The sequence below is a fragment of the Bacillus sp. NH11B genome (assembly GCF_001884205.1).
Classification (GTDB): domain Bacteria; phylum Bacillota; class Bacilli; order Bacillales; family Bacillaceae_G; genus Bacillus_A; species Bacillus_A proteolyticus.
The window spans coordinates 1-17,563 of record NZ_MAOG01000114.1 but is presented as its reverse complement, the minus strand read 5'-3'; the positions used below and the strand labels follow the sequence as shown (position 1 = coordinate 17,563).

The following is a 17,563-nucleotide window of genomic DNA, read 5'->3' as shown; positions in this document are numbered from 1 at the left end:
CGTACACACCATGATAGGGATATTAACGCAAGTATCAATCTAAAGAATGAAGCGATAAGGCTTCTAACCGCAGGGACTGTGGAGATAGCCTAATGAATTAGAGTTCGATAGAACTCTTTACTTAGGAATCCCCCTCTTCTAAACGAAGTGAAAGTGGGGGTAGTTTAAGGTAAAATTTAATGGTGGATAGGAAGAAAAAGGATACATAGTAAGGGACTATTAGTATATCAGGGGAATAGAAATGTTAAACAATAATGTATTAGATGCACTATTTAATGAGGTAGCACATGAAGATGAATCGTATTTTTATTATTTTTACACTATGAAAATGGCGGCAACATCAGAATATATTAAATTTGGACCTGGTGCATTTTTAGAAAATCAACATCAAGTGATTTGTTTTACTAATAGGAGGATAATGATGCTTGAACTGAATCCGTTAACTGGTAAGTTTAATGGTAATAAAATAATAATAAATATTGAAGATGTAGAGGGTATAAAAGTAAAAAGAGGGCTAATAAAGTCTAAAGTTATTGTTACATTAAAAGGTAATAAAGGGGATATTGTTATGAATCCAAATAGTTTTACGATTGGATTATCAAATCATAAAAAAACTTAGTGAAACTGCAAGAGATGTATAGTTAAAAAACAGTCTCTATAAAGTTGAAAAATCCATTTTGATTAAGATTTTGATATAAGAATTATTAGAATGAATTTTTTTGTTTCTTCTATATGGGATATGTAATGATAATTGTTAAGTAACAATAAAGTTGCTTAATTTACAATAAATACCTTTCAAAAGAATCGTTATAACAAAAACATACATTATTGTTACAATATAATTATCCATTAAAATAAAGAGAAAATGAAATATATATTTAGGAGGAGAAATACTTTGGAAATAGATCATATAAAGAATATCCTAAGAAAAAGAGCAACTATCTTTCAAACAGGCGGAAAAAGACCCGATTTATCTATAAATGAAAGTTGGATTGGAAAGATTCCCTATTCATTACCAAATGAAACTTCCCCAATCGACCGCTATCAAGACAAAATGTATGCAATCATGATGCTTAATTTAACTCAAATACCTTTTGTTCCAGAAGCAGTAAAAGATATGAAAGCCATCGCAGTATTTCTTTCTCCAAACTTTGCTAAAGATTTGTCCAACTTATCAGGAAATTTTTGTATTAGAGAATATGATTCTTTAGAGGAACTAGTACCGAATGAAATGTCACTTACGTTTCCAAATCTAAAACCTTTTCCTTTAATACCAAGATTAGTAACTGATGAGTTTCCACAATGGGATACGGAAGATTTCCCCAACAACATGCAAGATAGAATTCTTGAACTTGAAAACACAATTGAGATTGACTACTACGAGGATATTTTTGAAGAAAATCATTACATACACAAATTAGGAGGCTATGCTTGCTTTGCCCAATCAGGTATCCAATGGCCCGCGGATTATGAATTTATTTTTCAAATAACAGACGATCCAAAAGCACATTTAAAGATTATTCATGGCGGCGGAATTTACTTTGCTAAAAATAGTAAAACAAATGATTGGATCGCACATTGTGATTTCTTGTAGGAATAGAATATAAAGTGACGTTTTCTCATGTAGAATCTTGCTTAGCGTATATTTTCATTAAAATGTTGGCGGTACGCCATCACTATCAAGCTAAGAAATACAAATACCCCATGTCCATCAAGCTAAAAGAACAAGTTATCCCGAAAAAACAAAAAAATGCAAAATGCACTAAATTTCCTTTTGGGGGGTATTAAATTCTCTTAAGTTGATGGGCATGTATGGTGAGGCCAAAAAGGAGAAAAAGTTTTTAATATTACGGTAAACGACATTAAATTAAATGAGCCTACAGACAAGCAAAAATTTAAAATACAAGAACCAGCAGGTTATAAACGTATTGAGATTAAATAAATTAGGAAGGTGGATATCATCCGCCTTCCTAATTTATTTTTCAAGGAACCAGCATAAGTCTGGTCAACTTAAATAACATTCTATTCAGTATCAAAATATTAGCTTGATGGGCATGCGGAAGCACCCCTTTTTAGCTGAAGATTTTTATTTCGATTCCTTTCTACCAACCAAAATGGATAGGACGGATAAAAGGATAAGAATACTTGCGCATACAATAGAGTTAATTATATTACCTGCATTGAACAAGAAGAAAATGAAAATAATTGCCAAGGCAGCTGCAGCAAACAAGGTACTGTAAGGAAATAACCACACGCGAAAATACGGCATTTTAGAATACTGTTTACGCAACTTAAATTGTGCAAGGCAAATGCTAGTCCAAATGAGCAAAACAGTAAAGCCCGGGATAGACATCAAATAGCCAAAGACATGCTCTGGTGTAAGGAACGCGATAAAAGATCCAATTAATAAACCAGTGCAACTGACAAGAACTCCCCAGACAGGAACACCGCGCTTAGTAAGACGCGAGAATAAAGCCGGAGCCTCGTTATTTTGTGCCAAAGAGTACAAAATGCGAGAAGTAGCATACATTCCTGAATTAGCAGCGGACAGCACAGCGGTCAATAAAATGAAGTTCATAATATGTGCTACACCTTGTAATCCGGTTGCAGAGAAAACCTGCACGAAAGGACTGCCTTGCTTTCCTACTTCGTCCCAAGGGATAAGTCCAGTGATGATGAGAATAGGTAATGTGTAAAATAAAACTACTCGGAACATGACCCCTTTTACTACTTTAGGAAGCGTCTGTTCCACGTTTTTCGTTTCTGTTACAGTTAATCCGATTAATTCTGAGCCTCCAAAAGAAAAGACAACTATTAAGAGTGCTGTGAAAATACTTCCCCATCCTTTTGGAAAGAATCCGCCGTGACTTGTATAGTTTGTGAAATACGCTGCTTCATGATTTGGAATGAAGCCAAATAATAAAGCAAAACCAAGCAAAATAAATAATACCAGAGTAATAATTTTGACACTTGCAAGCCAAAACTCTATTTCACCGTAAAGTTTGACGCTAATCAAGTTGATAAATAGAAGAAGCACCGTACATGCTAAACTAAGCAGCCATAAGGGAGCGGATGGAATCCAGTATTGTAAAAAGCTACCGCCTGCCAAAACTTCAACAATAATAACTAAAATCCAGTCGATCCAGTAGAGCCAACCAACAACAAAGGCGAAACGAGAACCGAAAGCTTTTTGAATCATCCCTTGAATATTTAAACCCGGATAAGCAATAGCCATTTCCGCTATTGCGCTCATAACAATGAGAAGGAGAAACCCTGCAAATAAATAAGAAAAAACGATACCAGGTCCTGCAGTTGAAATCGTATCTGCACTTCCTTTGAAAATTCCTGTCCCAATCATCCCGCCTATCGCCATAAGTCTAATGTGGCGTGGTTGCAGCTCACGCTTCAGGCTTTGTTGTGCCATGTCTAACCCCCCATATAATAAGTAATGAAACAAAGTTAATATCTTTTTCTCGAAAGTGATTGAGGAACATCACTGACTGCTGCATAGTTCTTCTTAGGCGAACTAATATTTAAACTATACAATAATCTTTTTGATTTGGGCATATAATTTTGAAATGTATTTTCAAGAGAATATGGTGTACAAAGAAAAAAATAGTGGCGATTTTTTCATCGCCACTATTTTTTTCTATTTAGAACTATTTTTGAGTATTTGAATGTTTTTATCTCTTTCTCCACCATCGGAAAGTTCCTCTGAAAATTCATGGTCTGCTTTCTTTCCTAACAGGAGTTCAGATGACCGAATTGTGCTGGATGGCAAATTATTATTCGGTGCCGCCTGTTCATTCCATTTTCTCATCAAAATCACCTCTTTTTTATTATCGGATTTTTGTCATGACTTTATCACGCTATTCGTGGGTAGTAAGACCCCTACCTCAAGATTTGGAGAAAAGCAAAGAAGATAGGTGGGGGATGAAGAAAACCCCCACTGATGGAAGTTTCACTTTATTTGGTATACAAATCTATAATGAAATTACTATGGAACCTTAGAAAAAAGAAAAACCTCACGTGAAATTAAACTTATATAAGCTTAGCATGTTGGGCGTGGAGTGATACTCCTATTACGTAATGATTATTACAATTATGATAGTTGATTAACCACACTTTCTAAAAATTGGTCTACTTTTTCTTTTGATGTATCCGGAGTATGATAACCAATCGTAAATGTAAGTCTTCCCGGTTCTGTTGCAAAGTTTCTCAAGAGATAAACAGAGGCATGAATGTATGAGGAAATATTATGAGGCTACTAGTAATTGCTGTAATTCATGATACACCGAAAAGGCGAAGTCTGTTTGAAGACCTCACCTTTGTTTGTATAGTGCATGAACGGTTTCGATTCCTTTTATCGTACGTGAAGCATAACGAATACTTTGAAATTCTGCGGATATGGCAAAACAATGCTTCACTTGTCGATGATCCTGTGCTATAAGATTGTTCAGATATTTAATTGTACAATGAGTAGTGTGTTTACAGAACCCCTTTTCCCGTAATTTCTTGAACGCACAAAGTAATGCGGGCGCCTTATCTGTAGTGAGAACCGTTGGCTCTCCAAACATTTTCACTAGTCTTTTCATAAAAGCATAAGCGGCCTGATGATCTCATTTTTTACGAAGTTGAATATTCAATGTGTGCTCTTCTATATCAATCGGACGAGATAAATAACAACATTTCCCTTTGACTTTTATATAGGTTTCATCTATTTTCCAAGACATGTGAGTGTTTTTCGTTTTCTTCTTCCAAATTTGATAAATCAAACTTCCATATTCATGAACCCAGCGCATAATGGTTGTGAGATGGACCGAAACACCACGTTCTTTCAGAATTTCAGAGACATCACGATAGCTTAAAGCAAAACGACAATAGTAGCCAACGGCTACCAAAATAATATCTTGTTTGAACTGTTTCTCTTTAAAATATCTTATTTGTGATTCTCCTCGCTACTTTTTTCTAGAGTGTAGCTTCATTTAGAAAACTTTGCAATAGAACCATTGATAATCAAAAGGTATGTTATTTAGGTGATTTATTTTGTACGATTGTTGAGTATTTTTAACGAGGACAGACGGAAATAAAACATACGGCATCTAAATCAACGTTTACAATCTTATTAGCAACTTTTATTTTTATTTTAGCAGGAGGTCTTATATCATCATCTATATCTTCTTCTTGAACATCAATTAATATCCCTTGTATAGGCTCTTCCTCATTTTGTAGTCGCATTGTAACTTTCTTTCCAATAAAGCCTTGTAAGTAAAGTGCTAAAGAAATACCAAAGAAAGTATTAATTAAAAGGGGATTTGCTGCTACTGTTTTTCCAAAATGTAATATTAAATTTTGCCGAATAGGTGGAGTAAAGTTAAATGGTAAAAGTTGAGGTACAAGATTTTGATTACAATCCTGTTTCAATAAACAAAGTTGTAGATATGGAATCAGTACTTTTCCTTTTTTTTCATTGGTTAACTCAATGAAATCTTTCCCTGCATTTGTTAAAGTTCCTATTAGCTTTTCCTGTGTAGTGTCACATGCAATAATTGCTTGTACTTTTAAACCACGAAGTGCTAAAAGAAAAAGCTGTAAAGCTCTTGTGTTTTCTGGATCTCTTGGATTTGAAATAACATGGAGTAAATTATTTGCTTCTTCAATGCACTCTTTTAATTGATCTAATTCTTCTTGTGGAAGTGAACTGTTAGGAGAAGGGAAGGCCGGTGGGGTATCCGGAAAGCAAGTAGATAATGGATGGCAGGGAGTGGTATTAAAATAATTTGGAATCTGGTTTGGGTTGTCCATTTTCATTATTTGAAGGCTCCTTTCGTTCCATAAAATATGGCTAGTATAATAAATGCGGTTTTCATACTTTCTGTGCCATCATTCATCCCGTTGTATACGAAAAAAAGGCTATCACCTACTCTTTACAAGTGGGATAGCCTGCTAGCTTAAACTCCTGGGATTTGCTGAATGTTTGGAATCTTAAATTTCCCATCTTCAATAAAGAACACTTCAATATCGTCAATGTGTACACGTGCCGTTATATTATCAAATTCATTAATTTGAGTTGTTTCAATTTTAATAAAAGCGTAATCTCCCTGTACTTCAACAATGGTACCGATAATCATAAAAGGAAATTGTGCAATTAGAATAAAAACCCGAGAACCGATGTGGTTTTCAAATTCTTGTGTAACATTAGCACGGCGTAATTCATTAATTAAAGGATTGTTAACTGAACTGCTACACATCGGAGGAAGCGGCTTTTTCTCTTTAAGTTGATCTTGATTTTCCATTTTTCACACCACCTTTATTATCATGGAATTGGAAATCTAGTATTAGGGTCAAATGGTAAAAAGAAGGCGATCATTTCAATTGCAAAATTGAGAGGTGTAGGGAATTGAAAAAATGGTGCATTATTCATTTTAATGATGACAGGATATAGTGTAATGAAGCCATCTGTTACTCTTACAATTTTCCCTGTGAAAATAGGACGGAATGTTTGCCCTAAAATACTTAGTTGATCAGAACGTGTAGACAATAAAATGTTTTTTCCTAATAAATCGACAAATACTTGATTTTCAGGTAGAGTTGCTGTATTTTCTAAAGGGATTTTTTTTGGTGGTGAACAATCTTTTGTTTCAAGTGGTCGTTTTCCATGTTGTTGGTTTGATTTTTTTTTTGGCATACGAATAGCGTGAAATCTCATGGTATGTACCGAGAGAAAATACGCATATCCCCCTTTCATTATGAATTTTTACTATCAATCTATTATTATGCAGTGGTTTGTACCTTTATTTCCGTAAAAAGGAAATAAAAACCTTTTGTTTTTGGTATGTATCTTTTTCATTCTCTTTTTCATAAGCTAAGAAGAGAATGAGTCAAAGGAGAGGGTATCTTTTGTGGTCTGATAAACAAAATAGAGGGGTATCACGCCCTATATTAAATATTCCTGGGATAGGTAATAGAAATCCTATATGTAAAGAGTTGGTCCCATTGAATTTTAATGGTTTAAGGGATAGATTAAATTTCCGTCTTTTAAAAAATATTGGCAATAGAATAGAAGTGAAAATACGTTGTGATGAGAATGATGAAAAGGTTATTGTTGGGAAGATTCAAGAAGTGGGAACAGATTTTATCGGCGTATTGCAGACCCGAAAAGTAATAGTGACAATACTATGGAAGAATATAAGAGAAATTCGTTTTAAAGATGGAGATGTAATTGTGATTGATCAACCTGATGCAGAAGAAGTGATTTAGATTGTATTTGATACAGAGAATATGAAGGCTATCCCTAAAAAAGCAGGGATAGCCTATTTTTTAGGGGTTTCGTAAAGGACGGAGTATGTTATTACTCTTTTCTAGTACCCGAAGTATACCCCACATACCAAGTTCAATATCCCAGCGAATATTACCCGAGCGGTACATATAATCTCCAGGTCTCCCGTTTAGACCACCAGCTCCATGTGCAATGATGAAATTTGCTCTGGAACCAACGCTGTTTTCTCCTTGAACAGCGATAAAAGTTGAGTTTAAATTATTTTCATTTCGAAGCCATGAATGCCCGTGTATTGTAAAAGCATGTGCTCGTGGTTTGTCAGCAGGGAAAGTATAACGAAAGATAATTGGATCATTCGCATGTGCTAAAAAGATTGGTGTAGCAGGATCTCCGTGAAATATTGTACTAAATACTTTTGAAACATCTCGATTTTTCTTTAAGCGATGAATGATACGCTCTGAGCGGTAGTTAAAGCCGCGAGATCCTTGATCTTCTGAATCTTCTAGTTCTTCTTCGGGTTCTATAAAAATTGCTTCGGGATCAATAATGAGATTGCCGTTTTTATCTACAAGGCGAACGCCATCATGCATTAATAAAGCAAATTCGCGAAATTCTGGGAAAAGTGGATGTGAAATAATTGCTTGATTACCCGTTCGGATTGGCGCACGTTTTATAGGATCGAGATGAAGAGCGCCAGCTTGTTCTGTAATTAACATACCAAAAGCTCCGTGGTGCCGGTGACTACGTAAATCAGCCATACTCCAAAGATTACAAGTGCCAACGTTACGATCAATAAACCAACGATACGTAATACTTTCCCCAGGTGCTACGGTTTGATCAGGATTAAACCCAACTGTTGCACCATCTGAGCCTAGAACGTCATATGCGACCATTTGTGCATGAAGAGAAATTCGTCTTGATGGTGTGAAAATAATATCTTCATCGGGCACTTCTGGGTAACCATGAAGTTCTCCTTCGTTATGAAATGGCTCTGTTAATTGATTGTGGAGTGTAACTTCTACACATTCACCAGTATTTGCACGTAATATAAGTGGTTCGGGGTTTATTTTTCCGCTTTGTATGTTTTCAACATCTTCTTTTAAAGCGAAAATAATACCAAATGGATCATTATCACCAGCTTTGTTATATTTAATTTTTGTTTGGCATGCAACAATTTCAAATTTTCGAACCGGTGCATTAGGTGAACAAGGCTCACCAGGATCTGTTGCTGGTGGTGGATTCTCTCCAGTAGGCTTCGGTAAAGGTTTAATTCTTTTTGGTGGCTGTGGCCGGTCAGGGAGAGGGAATAGATGAGAGACTCGTTCTTTAAATGTGCGTAATATTCCCCAAGCGCCGAGCCAAATATCATCAATCCCACCGTAATTGTATAGCATATCAAAGTCGCCATCACCTTCAATAGCAAATTCAGCTGTAAAAGCTTCTGAAATTCCAAGTATTTGTTGCTGAGTAAATTCTGATTCTAAATCCGGACGATTTCTACGCCAACGTTGTCTGTGTAAGTTAAAGCTATGAGATTCCTCATGGGCGCCTTGAAATAATCGAATGCGTACTGGATCACCATTATAAGTTTCTAATAATGGTGTCACAGGATCTCCATGAAGGAAAGAGCTAAAAACAAAAGCTGGGTCAGTTTCAGGATTTGTTAATCGTGCTGATAGTGGTTCATTTCGGTAATTAATTGCCATAACGCCAGGGTCACCCTCAGAACCTGAAAATCTAGGTGCATTAAGTGGTTTACCCCTACGATCAAATAAAAGCGAAAAATCATGAACAAACAAGGAAAATTCACGAAAATCAGGTATGAGTGGATTTGTAATAATAGCTTGTGTACCAGATGATAAGGTGTCTCCTGAACGAGGATCGAGAAATTTTGATCCTTTGGGTTCGATACATATTCCTGCAAACACCCCGTGTTGTTGGTGTGAATTTGCAAATAAATGATCATGAAAGAAAACTGCTTTCAATTCAACATCTGCAAACCATTGCATTTGAATTGTTTCGCCTCGCAGAGCGCTGCTATCATAATTCCAGCCAACATTAGCACCATCGGCAACAAGAGGATCGAATTTGACGAAATGCACATGAGTAGCAGATTCATATGTTCGTTCTACAAGTTGAAATGCATTTCCACCTAATGTTTCAGGAAACTTATTTGTATAGTTAATACGAATACATTCACCAGCATTCGCGCGTATTACAAAGGGTTCTGGTTTTTTACGACCAGATAACACATCTTCTTCTTCTTCCTCTAATACAAATATACGACCTTCTGGGTCATTCCAGCCCTCTTTGTTATATATGATAGGCACTTGAATACCGACGACATTAAAAACCCGTTCTACTCTTGTGCCTTCGGGACAAGGGTTCACAAATACTGCACCAGGACGAGCATTTGGATCAAATTGATTAATTTCAAGTTCAGTTGACTCGCGGCCCCCTACAATTCCAAGTGGTGGTCGAGGCGCTTTGCAACCAAACACACCAGGAATAAAATTTGGGAATCCTGGTTTCTCTCGTGTCGGTGCAGGTGGAATTGGCCGATCAGGAAGCGGCTGTAATGCTACAATAGGTACACCGTTTGGATAAAATTGGTTTCCGTCTTGTAATGTATTAAAAATACGATTCATTCCCCACATTCCCTCACCAAAATGAGGATAAAGATGACAATGAATAATAACATCGCCAAATGCACCTTGTAAGCTTCCTGCACCATATAAAGGTGAAACGGTCAACGTATTTTGTGGACTGATAGATAATGAATCGACCTCTAAGGAATTAACATTGTTACGTTCAAATAGCCACTGATGGACGTGATAATGAAAGACATGTGTTTCTTTTACCCCACCATGAATAACACGAATTTTAAGAGGGTCTCCTACGTAAGTACGTAAAATAGGAGTGGTTGGATCACCAAATACCCAGGAATCATGATGAACTTCTTCGCCTTCACAATCAGGACAAACAATCCCCTCTTGAATAAGACGAACGCGGTTTCGCATCGGTTCAGATCGATAATTAACGGAGTGTGTCGCCCCATTTTGTAATGTATGAGGATCAATTGATTTAGCTCCTGTTAAATCTTTGACTTCCATTTCATCATGGAAAAACCATGCGAATTCCCGAAAAGAAGGTAAAAGAGGGTTATGAATATCTGCATTAACCCCGCTGTTAATGGGTAATCCTGTTATCGGATCTGTCCATGTAGATCCTTTTGGTTGTGCAATTAATGCCCCAAATAAACCATGTACGTTACTTCCTTCTTCACTGGAAAGTGGGTTGCCTAAATCAGAGAAAAGGTGGATCTCTTCACGGATGATTTCCCATTTGTAAATCCGTTTTTGACCAGGTGGAACAGTAGTGCCGTTGTTCTTTCCAACAAATGCTCCATCTGAAGTCTCCACATTATATTCTGCTAATTGAATATGCATGGAAGTGCTAAAAGGTAATTGGTTTTCAAAGGTCACTTTTACGGTATCACCTACATTGGCACGAATAACGAGTGGCTGCACTAGATCTACGGTTGAAAAAGGATTCTCTTCTACGAGTTTTTTTACTTTACTGACATTTTCTTTTAAAACATATATCTTGCCTTCAGGATCGTGATCGCCAAAGTTATTAATTACAATACGAATCGGAATGGCCACTACATGATACTCCCTCAGCATTGTATCAAGCCCCCTCCAAATTAAAAAGAATCGCACTCTATCTCAAATATAAAAAAAATATGGAAAAATATTCATAATTTACCGAATTTACCTTCACAAAAAAAGGTAATTGTAAAACCCTATCCATTCATGAATTATAATATTACATAATAAAATACTTGCTTGAAAACAAAGAGAAATAGAGGTGTTTTTTTTCTGCTTGATAAACATGTATAGATGCATCACACAAAGGAGAATGGTTAGTAATTGAATCGTGAAGAATGCTGCTCCAGATGTATTTAAATTCATATAAATAAACAGATTATAGGTGAATAAAAACGCTGCTAAAATACAAGCATATAGATGGAATTTAGAGAGAAGTGACTGAACAAAGAATTGTTTTTGAAAAACAGCTATAAATAAATAACCTCCACCTAACACAGTAACGATATATAAATAGATATTTTCAAAAACTATTGTAAAAAGTGATGGAAATATAGTTAGAGTATGGGCTGTCATACTTTTAATAAAGAGAATGGAAATCACCCATATAATACAAATTATTTTCGGGCGAGAAAGAACAAAAAATCCTAAGAATGAAAGTGATAATAAGAGAATCCAGCCAATTCCATATAATATATCTATAGATACTCCCATTATTTTTTCGTTCATATTGAAGTCAATTGTGCTGATGGATTGTATGATGAGTAAAAGTAATGTTGCGAGTAAAAAAAGTAATTGGAAAATAAAAAGATTAGTTTGATAATTTTTGTAACTTATAGAATTAGTCGATCTAAACAAAATTCCCCATATAATCCATCCGAGTAACGCAATGATACTAATATACTGAAGCACACTCATAGAATAAAGAAGTATAATCCAAGTACTGTTCGAGATGGTTGCGAAAATATTTCCGCAAAATTGAGAATCATATTTAAGTTGAAATAAGGAAAGGAACGAAAAGATGGATCGTTTTTTTGTACCTTTTGGCAGTTTATCGATTGTAAATATGTAAGAATCACGAATCACTTCTCCTGTATGAAATGGAATATAATAAATAACGGTATAAATTCCGTTTGTTAATTGAGGTAATTGTATGGATAAAGTTGTTTCGTTATTTAAGAATTCAATCGAGTTTTCAACCATCTTCGTTCCTTTTTCATCAAAAATTTGAACAGTAGCTTTTTCTTTATTAATTTGAGCTGAAAAAGTCATTGAAAGTTCTGATGGAACATCATTCAGTGTCTCGTTGGGATTAGGATGAATTTGTAGGGGGGGTGTTTCTGCAAAAATGGGTTTCGTTTGCAAAAAAAGACAGATAAAACTAAATAAGATGAGTATACGTTTCCATCTAAGAAGTTTGCACATGACGAAATCGCTCCTCCACTAAAAATTCGTTAATTTCGAACGGAAAAGCGTAGCAAAATGAAAGATAAAAATACAACTACGGTTGTGCAAATAATTAAGAAAGCGGGCTGTGTTGAGTGTAAACCAAGCATTGGTCCCATGAGTCCAGACATAATACCACTTGCGACACCTGTTAGCAGTGTCTGATAATCAATTAATGCTCCAAATACAACGCCAATAGCAACAGCAATTATCGTTGTGACAATTGTAATGACGCCTTCATCTAAAGGGAATTGTGATCCGAGAACGGCACCGACAGCTAAACCAATAGCTGTACTAGATAACATTGCAATATTCATACCTAAGTGATAGCCAATGAGATGCCGAGATTTGTATAAATGGAAGTATGAAAGAGCTGCGATAAAAAAATAGCTAAATAAAATAATTGCACTTAAAAAATTCATTTGTGTTTTCACCTCCATACTAAACTATGAGTTACCATCATAAAATATTTATGATGAATGAAGAAAAAGGAGGTTTTTATGCAAAAGGACATAATAAAGGTTCGTGATAAGGATCGTCTTGTTTTGGATCATAAGGAAAAAAGAGAAGAAGGATATACATCTCCAGCTAGTGCTTTACCGACTCATGAATTAAAGATGCTCCAAGAATACATGCATGGTGCTAATTTAAAAGTACTAGGTGAATGCTTACCAGAGCGAAAACAAGTCATGATGCTAATGAAATTTTTTAAGCATAAACGTTATCAGCGCGTGGAAGTTTTTTCGAATCGGGGTGGGAGTTGCTTACATACAGTAGCGAAAGTAAATGAAATCGGCCGAGATTTTGTTGTGCTTACAACATTAATGGAGCGTATTTTTATCCCATATACAGCGATTCAAAACGCGAATATTCCGTATGCAATACCTAATGTTTCCACATCTCATCAGCACTTAATATATGATGAAACTCTCCGAAAAAAATTGATGCTACAGTTTGGGAAAACCGTAGCAGAGCAAGTGAATTTAAAACAACAATTTTTCGAAGAGGCATTTACAAATCATTTACAACTATGGGAAGGTGTGTATATAAGGATATACGATCAAAAAGAAGTTTATACAGGACGGATTACAAAAGTTACGAATGAACATGTTTATTTAAAGAAACGTAGTAATACACAAGAAATAGTAATAAGGAATATTACCTATATTAATATCATCCGTATTTTTACCCTTTTTTCAAGTTTTGTAAAAAGGGTAAAGAGAAGGCTTCATCAATTACGAAAAAAATAAAGTGAAACTTTAATCAATGGGGGGTTTCTTCATCACATCGGACTATTATGGAATACAAAAATGCAACGACTATTAAGTGACGACATTGAAATTCATTTTGTAGAAATACCGAAGTTGGTAAAACAGTGGCGTGAAGAAAAAGTAAACCCGTGGGAAAATACATTTGCTCGTTGGATGTTATTATTGCCAGCACACGAAGATGAGCATTTAACTCAAATATTGGAGGAGATTGCGATGAATCAAGACCCAATTTTACAAAAGGCAATGAATAAATGGGAAAATATGAGCCATGACTCCTCTTTCCGGACAGCGTATGAAGCTCGCGAGAAAGTACTTCTAGATGAACAAGCTAAAATAGCACATGCTCGTGAAGAAGGTTTAGAGGAAGGGATAGAAAAAGGGATTGAGCAAGGAAAGATACAATTAATTCGTGGTATGCATAAGAATGGTATGCTACTAGAAGACATTGCAAGATTCACTGGTCTAAGTACAGAAGAAATTCGAAAGATATTATTATAATAGTCTTTTATTGTTGATTGGCTCATAGTAAAAGCTGTGCCATGAATACAGTAACTACAACTAAAGAACCACTTTTGTATCTATTTAGAAGTGGTTCTTTGATTTGTTCTAAAAACCTTTTTCTATAATTAGAAAATTAAGGAGTAAAGGGGTGCAATGAATCTTAAATAATAAAATTTAAATTCGTTTTGTAGAAGGTCATAAACTTGTGAAACAGTGGGAAAAGCCAGTTCCTATTAAAGGAACCGGTTTATTTATTTGTTCATTTCATTATGCTTCATATGCCATGCAGTCAGGAAAGTCCTCGTTTCTTTTAAGATATCGCATAATCCTAGTACATGCACAATTAAAATAATGTTCTCTCATGGTTTCTGAATCTACTAGAGCTTGCTCTAAGTCATAAAACATTCTTTCTTTTTTATAATAATAGATTTTGCCTATTTTATCGGGTGACTCAGAAGGATAGTATTGATAAACAACAATCTCTTCATCTTTAAATTCTTAAGTCATTAATAAACATATTTCTTCCGTATATTAGAAGGAAAGTTAGCGAAAGCACAGCGTATCCTTTCTAGAAGAACGAAAGGTTCTTCGAACTGGAATTAACAACGTGTGAAAGTTGCACGAATCCATGAACATATTGCAAATGCAAGAGCTGATTACTTACATAAACTTTCTACTGAAATCATCAAAAACCACGATGTCATCGGTATGGAAGACTTATAAGTCAGTAACATGCTCAAAAATAGAAAGCTTGCAAAAGCGATTAGTGACGTATCTTGGTCACAATTTCGAACCATGTTGGAATATAAAGCAAAGTGGTATGGCAAACAAGTTGTTATGGTATCTAAAACATTTGCTTCTAGTCAATTATGTTCCAATTGTGAATACAAAAACAAAGACGTAAAAAATCTAACAATTCGTGAGTCGGATTGACCTTCTTGTGGCGTAAATCACGATAGAGATCGAAATGCAGCGCTCAATCTTAGAAACGAAGCAATGCGTCTCTTAACCGTAGGAACTACGGGGATAGTCTACTGAATTAGAAACCGTTAGGTTTCCGTACTTAGGAATCTCCCACTTCAAACAGTCCGTGAGGATGTTAAGTGGCGAGTAGTTCAAGAAATTAATCGAAAAGGGTTTCTGTAAACACACGACTCATTGCACAATCAAATATTTAAACAATCTTATAGAACAGGACCATCGACACGTGAAGCGCTGTTTCGCTCGTTCCTTAGGATTTCAAAATATTCGTCTTGCTTCACGTAAGATAAAAGGAATCGAAACCGTTCATGCTCTATATAAACAAAGGCGAAGATATCAAACAGACTCCGCCTTTTCAGTGTATTACGAATTGCAACAATTACTAGAAGTTCCTTATCTTTTCTATTCAAATGTACCCTTCACTATCGGAACTTTATTTTCTACCATAAACTTGCCTTTTGCAATGACGCTGTGAATATCCAACGTTTCTTTTTCCAACAATACGATGTCAGCATCCTTCCCGGTTTGGATACAGCCCTTACTTGAAAGCTTCAGCAATTGTGCGGGATTCGTAGTAATGACTTCCAGTGCCGTTTCTAACGGAATACCTTCCACTAAAACAGATTCTCGTACTTCGTGAAATAGCGAAGATACTTTTCCGACTTGAAGGCCTGCATACTCCCCTTTGTTGTCAAAGAAGGGGAGGCTGGCCTGTCCATCTGAGGAGAAGGTAATATGTCCGACCGGGACCCCATCTTCAAGCATAATACGTAATGCCTCACTGCATTTCACTTCTCCGTCCTCCAAAAATTGAGGAGTAGTACTTGTGGTAAAGTCTACGTAACCGCCTCGTTTTGCGTAATCAATACCCGCTCTGAATAATTCTTCGTTTCGGTTTATATGTGTTGGATGGAAGTGCCGAATCGGAATGTTGGTTTTATCTGCAATTTCATGCAACAATGAAAGTTTTCCCTCTCCGTCCCCTACATGAACTTCTAATATGCCAGCTTTTCCTGACAGAATTCCGCCATTGCGTGCGGCAGTGGCGACTTTAACTATCTCCTCAAATGTAGGTTCTGATGATCTATGGTCGGAGATAGCAATCTCGCCAACACCGATAATTTTGTCAATTAAAATAATATCATCTTCGATTTTTCCCGACAGCGTTTTTACTGGCACTTGATAGGAGCCTGTGTGAATGAAACAAGAAACTCCCTCTTCTTCAAGTGCCCGCGCTTTGGCAAGCAGACTTTCCATTTTACGTGTTGTCCCATCAGTACCGAGTAAACCGACTAGTGTTGTAATACCTGCAGTTGTAATATCAGTGAGCATCAGCTCAGGTGTGCGGGTTTTGAATCCGCCTTCTCCGCCTCCACCAATAATATGAACGTGTGAATCGATAAATCCTGGAACAACCAAAAGATTTGCCGCGTCAATGACTAGAATAGGAGCAAAGTTGTTAGGAATTGCGATTCTATCATCTATGAATGCGATTTTATCATCTGCAATTAATATGTCTTTCCGTCCTAGGCAGTTGGGTGCGTATACTTCTCCATTTTTTATTAAGGTAATCAATTCTTTTTTCCTCCTGTCAATACTTTTCGTTTTATCATTTTAGCCAAGAAGACTCCTTCCTCAAGGAACGCGAAGTGAGTAGGAAGCCATCTTAATTGTTCGACATACATAAACTGTTACTTCACTACCTATCGAATGTACGTTTGTTGTATAATAGACACATATCGAAATGGGGGTGAAACGAATGATGATCAATAAAGCATATAAATTTCGTATCTATCCAAATAAAACACAAGCGACCCTAATCAATAAAACAATTGGCTGTTCTCGTTTTGTATTCAATCATTTCCTATCTCTATGGGATAATGCATACAAAGAAACAGGAAAAGGTTTGACATATGGTACATGCTCTGCCAAACTTCCTGCCATGAAGAAAGAGTTTGTTTGGCTAAAAGGAGTGGACAGTATTGCGATTCAGTCGTCTGTTCGCAACCTTGCGGATGCTTATACACGCTTTTTCAAAAAACAAAACAGTGCCCCGCGTTTCAAATCTAAGAAGAACAACGTACAATCTTATACCACAAAACAAACAAATGAAAACATTGCCGTTGTAGGAAACAAAATGAAATTGCCAAAACTAGGTCTTGTTCGATTTGCCAAAAGTCGTGAAGTAATTGGACGTATTTTAAATGCTACAGTTAGACGGAACCCTTCTGGCAGATACTTTGTGTCATTGTTAGTTGAAACAGAAGTGCAAGAACTTCCGAAAACAAACTCTTACATTGGAATGGATGTGGGACTAAAAGATTTCGCCATTTTGTCAGATGGAACTACCTATAAAAATCCGAAGTTTTTTCGATCATTAGAAGAGAAGTTGGCAAAAGCACAGTGTGTTCTTTCTAGAAGAATGAAAGGATCTTCTCGCTGGAATAAACAACGAGTAAAAGTAGCTAGAATTCATG

At 36.0% G+C, this 17,563-nt stretch carries 14 protein-coding genes and 5 pseudogenes; 8 read left to right on the top strand and 11 right to left on the bottom strand.

What is annotated here, in order from left to right:
• Positions 1 to 241 precede the first annotated feature (241 nt).
• Positions 242 to 645: pseudogene (locus BAU27_RS21160) on the top strand (PH domain-containing protein).
• Positions 646 to 895: 250 nt separating this feature from the next.
• Positions 896 to 1,594 (top strand): YwqG family protein, encoded by a 699-nt coding sequence (locus BAU27_RS21155; RefSeq protein ID WP_071771819.1) that lies wholly within the window; start codon positions 896 to 898, stop codon positions 1,592 to 1,594.
• Positions 1,595 to 2,086: 492 nt separating this feature from the next.
• Here the strand turns inward: BAU27_RS21155 and BAU27_RS21150 are convergent, their stop codons facing one another.
• The 6 genes and pseudogenes from BAU27_RS21150 to BAU27_RS21130 form a co-directional block, all read right to left on the bottom strand.
• Positions 2,087 to 3,424: an amino acid permease gene (locus BAU27_RS21150; protein WP_071771818.1), complete on the bottom strand. Its 1,338-nt coding sequence runs from the start codon at positions 3,422 to 3,424 to the stop codon at positions 2,087 to 2,089.
• A 225-nt stretch (positions 3,425 to 3,649) separates the two neighbouring features.
• Positions 3,650 to 3,820, bottom strand: a complete 171-nt coding sequence (locus BAU27_RS32400) for a hypothetical protein (RefSeq protein ID WP_175546551.1) — start codon at positions 3,818 to 3,820, stop codon at positions 3,650 to 3,652.
• Positions 3,821 to 4,256: 436 nt separating this feature from the next.
• A pseudogene (locus BAU27_RS21145) lies at positions 4,257 to 4,943 on the bottom strand (IS6 family transposase).
• A 124-nt stretch (positions 4,944 to 5,067) separates the two neighbouring features.
• Positions 5,068 to 5,811 (bottom strand): hypothetical protein, encoded by a 744-nt coding sequence (locus BAU27_RS21140; RefSeq protein WP_071771817.1) that lies wholly within the window; start codon positions 5,809 to 5,811, stop codon positions 5,068 to 5,070.
• Positions 5,812 to 5,951: 140 nt separating this feature from the next.
• Positions 5,952 to 6,296, bottom strand: a complete 345-nt coding sequence (locus BAU27_RS21135; protein WP_083596105.1) for a hypothetical protein — start codon at positions 6,294 to 6,296, stop codon at positions 5,952 to 5,954.
• A 20-nt stretch (positions 6,297 to 6,316) separates the two neighbouring features.
• A complete protein-coding gene (locus BAU27_RS21130) occupies positions 6,317 to 6,688 on the bottom strand; it encodes a hypothetical protein (RefSeq protein ID WP_254797976.1) in 372 nt (123 codons plus the stop codon).
• A gap of 212 nt (positions 6,689 to 6,900) precedes the next feature.
• On the opposite strand from BAU27_RS21130, the gene BAU27_RS21125 reads away from it, so the two are divergent.
• Positions 6,901 to 7,260, top strand: coding sequence for a hypothetical protein (locus BAU27_RS21125; protein ID WP_071771816.1), 360 nt, complete (start codon positions 6,901 to 6,903; stop codon positions 7,258 to 7,260).
• A 60-nt stretch (positions 7,261 to 7,320) separates the two neighbouring features.
• On the opposite strand, the gene BAU27_RS21120 is transcribed toward BAU27_RS21125, so the two are convergent.
• The 3 genes from BAU27_RS21120 to BAU27_RS21110 form a co-directional block, all read right to left on the bottom strand.
• Positions 7,321 to 10,965 carry a multicopper oxidase domain-containing protein gene (locus tag BAU27_RS21120; protein ID WP_071771815.1) on the bottom strand — a complete coding sequence of 1,215 codons (3,645 nt, stop codon included), beginning with the start codon at positions 10,963 to 10,965 and terminating at the stop codon, positions 7,321 to 7,323.
• A 93-nt stretch (positions 10,966 to 11,058) separates the two neighbouring features.
• A complete protein-coding gene (locus BAU27_RS21115) occupies positions 11,059 to 12,312 on the bottom strand; it encodes a copper resistance protein CopC (protein WP_071771814.1) in 1,254 nt (417 codons plus the stop codon).
• A 29-nt stretch (positions 12,313 to 12,341) separates the two neighbouring features.
• Positions 12,342 to 12,755, bottom strand: coding sequence for a hypothetical protein (locus BAU27_RS21110; protein WP_071771813.1), 414 nt, complete (start codon positions 12,753 to 12,755; stop codon positions 12,342 to 12,344).
• Between the two features lie 78 nt (positions 12,756 to 12,833).
• Between BAU27_RS21110 and BAU27_RS21105 the strand changes: the two genes are divergently transcribed.
• Both BAU27_RS21105 and BAU27_RS21100 read left to right on the top strand, forming a co-directional pair.
• Positions 12,834 to 13,583 carry a hypothetical protein gene (locus BAU27_RS21105; protein ID WP_071771812.1) on the top strand — a complete coding sequence of 250 codons (750 nt, stop codon included), beginning with the start codon at positions 12,834 to 12,836 and terminating at the stop codon, positions 13,581 to 13,583.
• A 30-nt stretch (positions 13,584 to 13,613) separates the two neighbouring features.
• Positions 13,614 to 14,102 (top strand): annotated as a pseudogene (locus BAU27_RS21100) (Rpn family recombination-promoting nuclease/putative transposase); the annotation flags it as partial.
• A gap of 270 nt (positions 14,103 to 14,372) precedes the next feature.
• On the opposite strand, the gene BAU27_RS32955 reads toward BAU27_RS21100, so the two are convergent.
• The gene (locus BAU27_RS32955; RefSeq protein WP_254797978.1) at positions 14,373 to 14,585 is read right to left on the bottom strand and encodes a hypothetical protein; all 213 of its coding nucleotides are present in this window, start codon (positions 14,583 to 14,585) and stop codon (positions 14,373 to 14,375) included.
• Between the two features lie 39 nt (positions 14,586 to 14,624).
• On the opposite strand from BAU27_RS32955, the pseudogene BAU27_RS21090 reads away from it, so the two are divergent.
• Both BAU27_RS21090 and BAU27_RS21085 read left to right on the top strand, forming a co-directional pair.
• Positions 14,625 to 15,143 (top strand): annotated as a pseudogene (locus tag BAU27_RS21090) (RNA-guided endonuclease TnpB family protein); the annotation flags it as partial.
• Positions 15,144 to 15,219: 76 nt separating this feature from the next.
• Positions 15,220 to 15,471, top strand: a pseudogene (locus tag BAU27_RS21085) (DDE-type integrase/transposase/recombinase); the annotation flags it as partial.
• A 17-nt stretch (positions 15,472 to 15,488) separates the two neighbouring features.
• Here BAU27_RS21085 and iadA read toward each other — a convergent pair.
• The gene (iadA, locus tag BAU27_RS21080; protein WP_071771811.1) at positions 15,489 to 16,661 is read right to left on the bottom strand and encodes a beta-aspartyl-peptidase; all 1,173 of its coding nucleotides are present in this window, start codon (positions 16,659 to 16,661) and stop codon (positions 15,489 to 15,491) included.
• Positions 16,662 to 16,845: 184 nt separating this feature from the next.
• Here iadA and BAU27_RS21075 point away from each other — a divergent pair.
• The coding region (locus BAU27_RS21075; RefSeq protein ID WP_139254669.1) for an RNA-guided endonuclease TnpB family protein at positions 16,846 to 17,563 on the top strand (718 nt) is incomplete at its 3' end.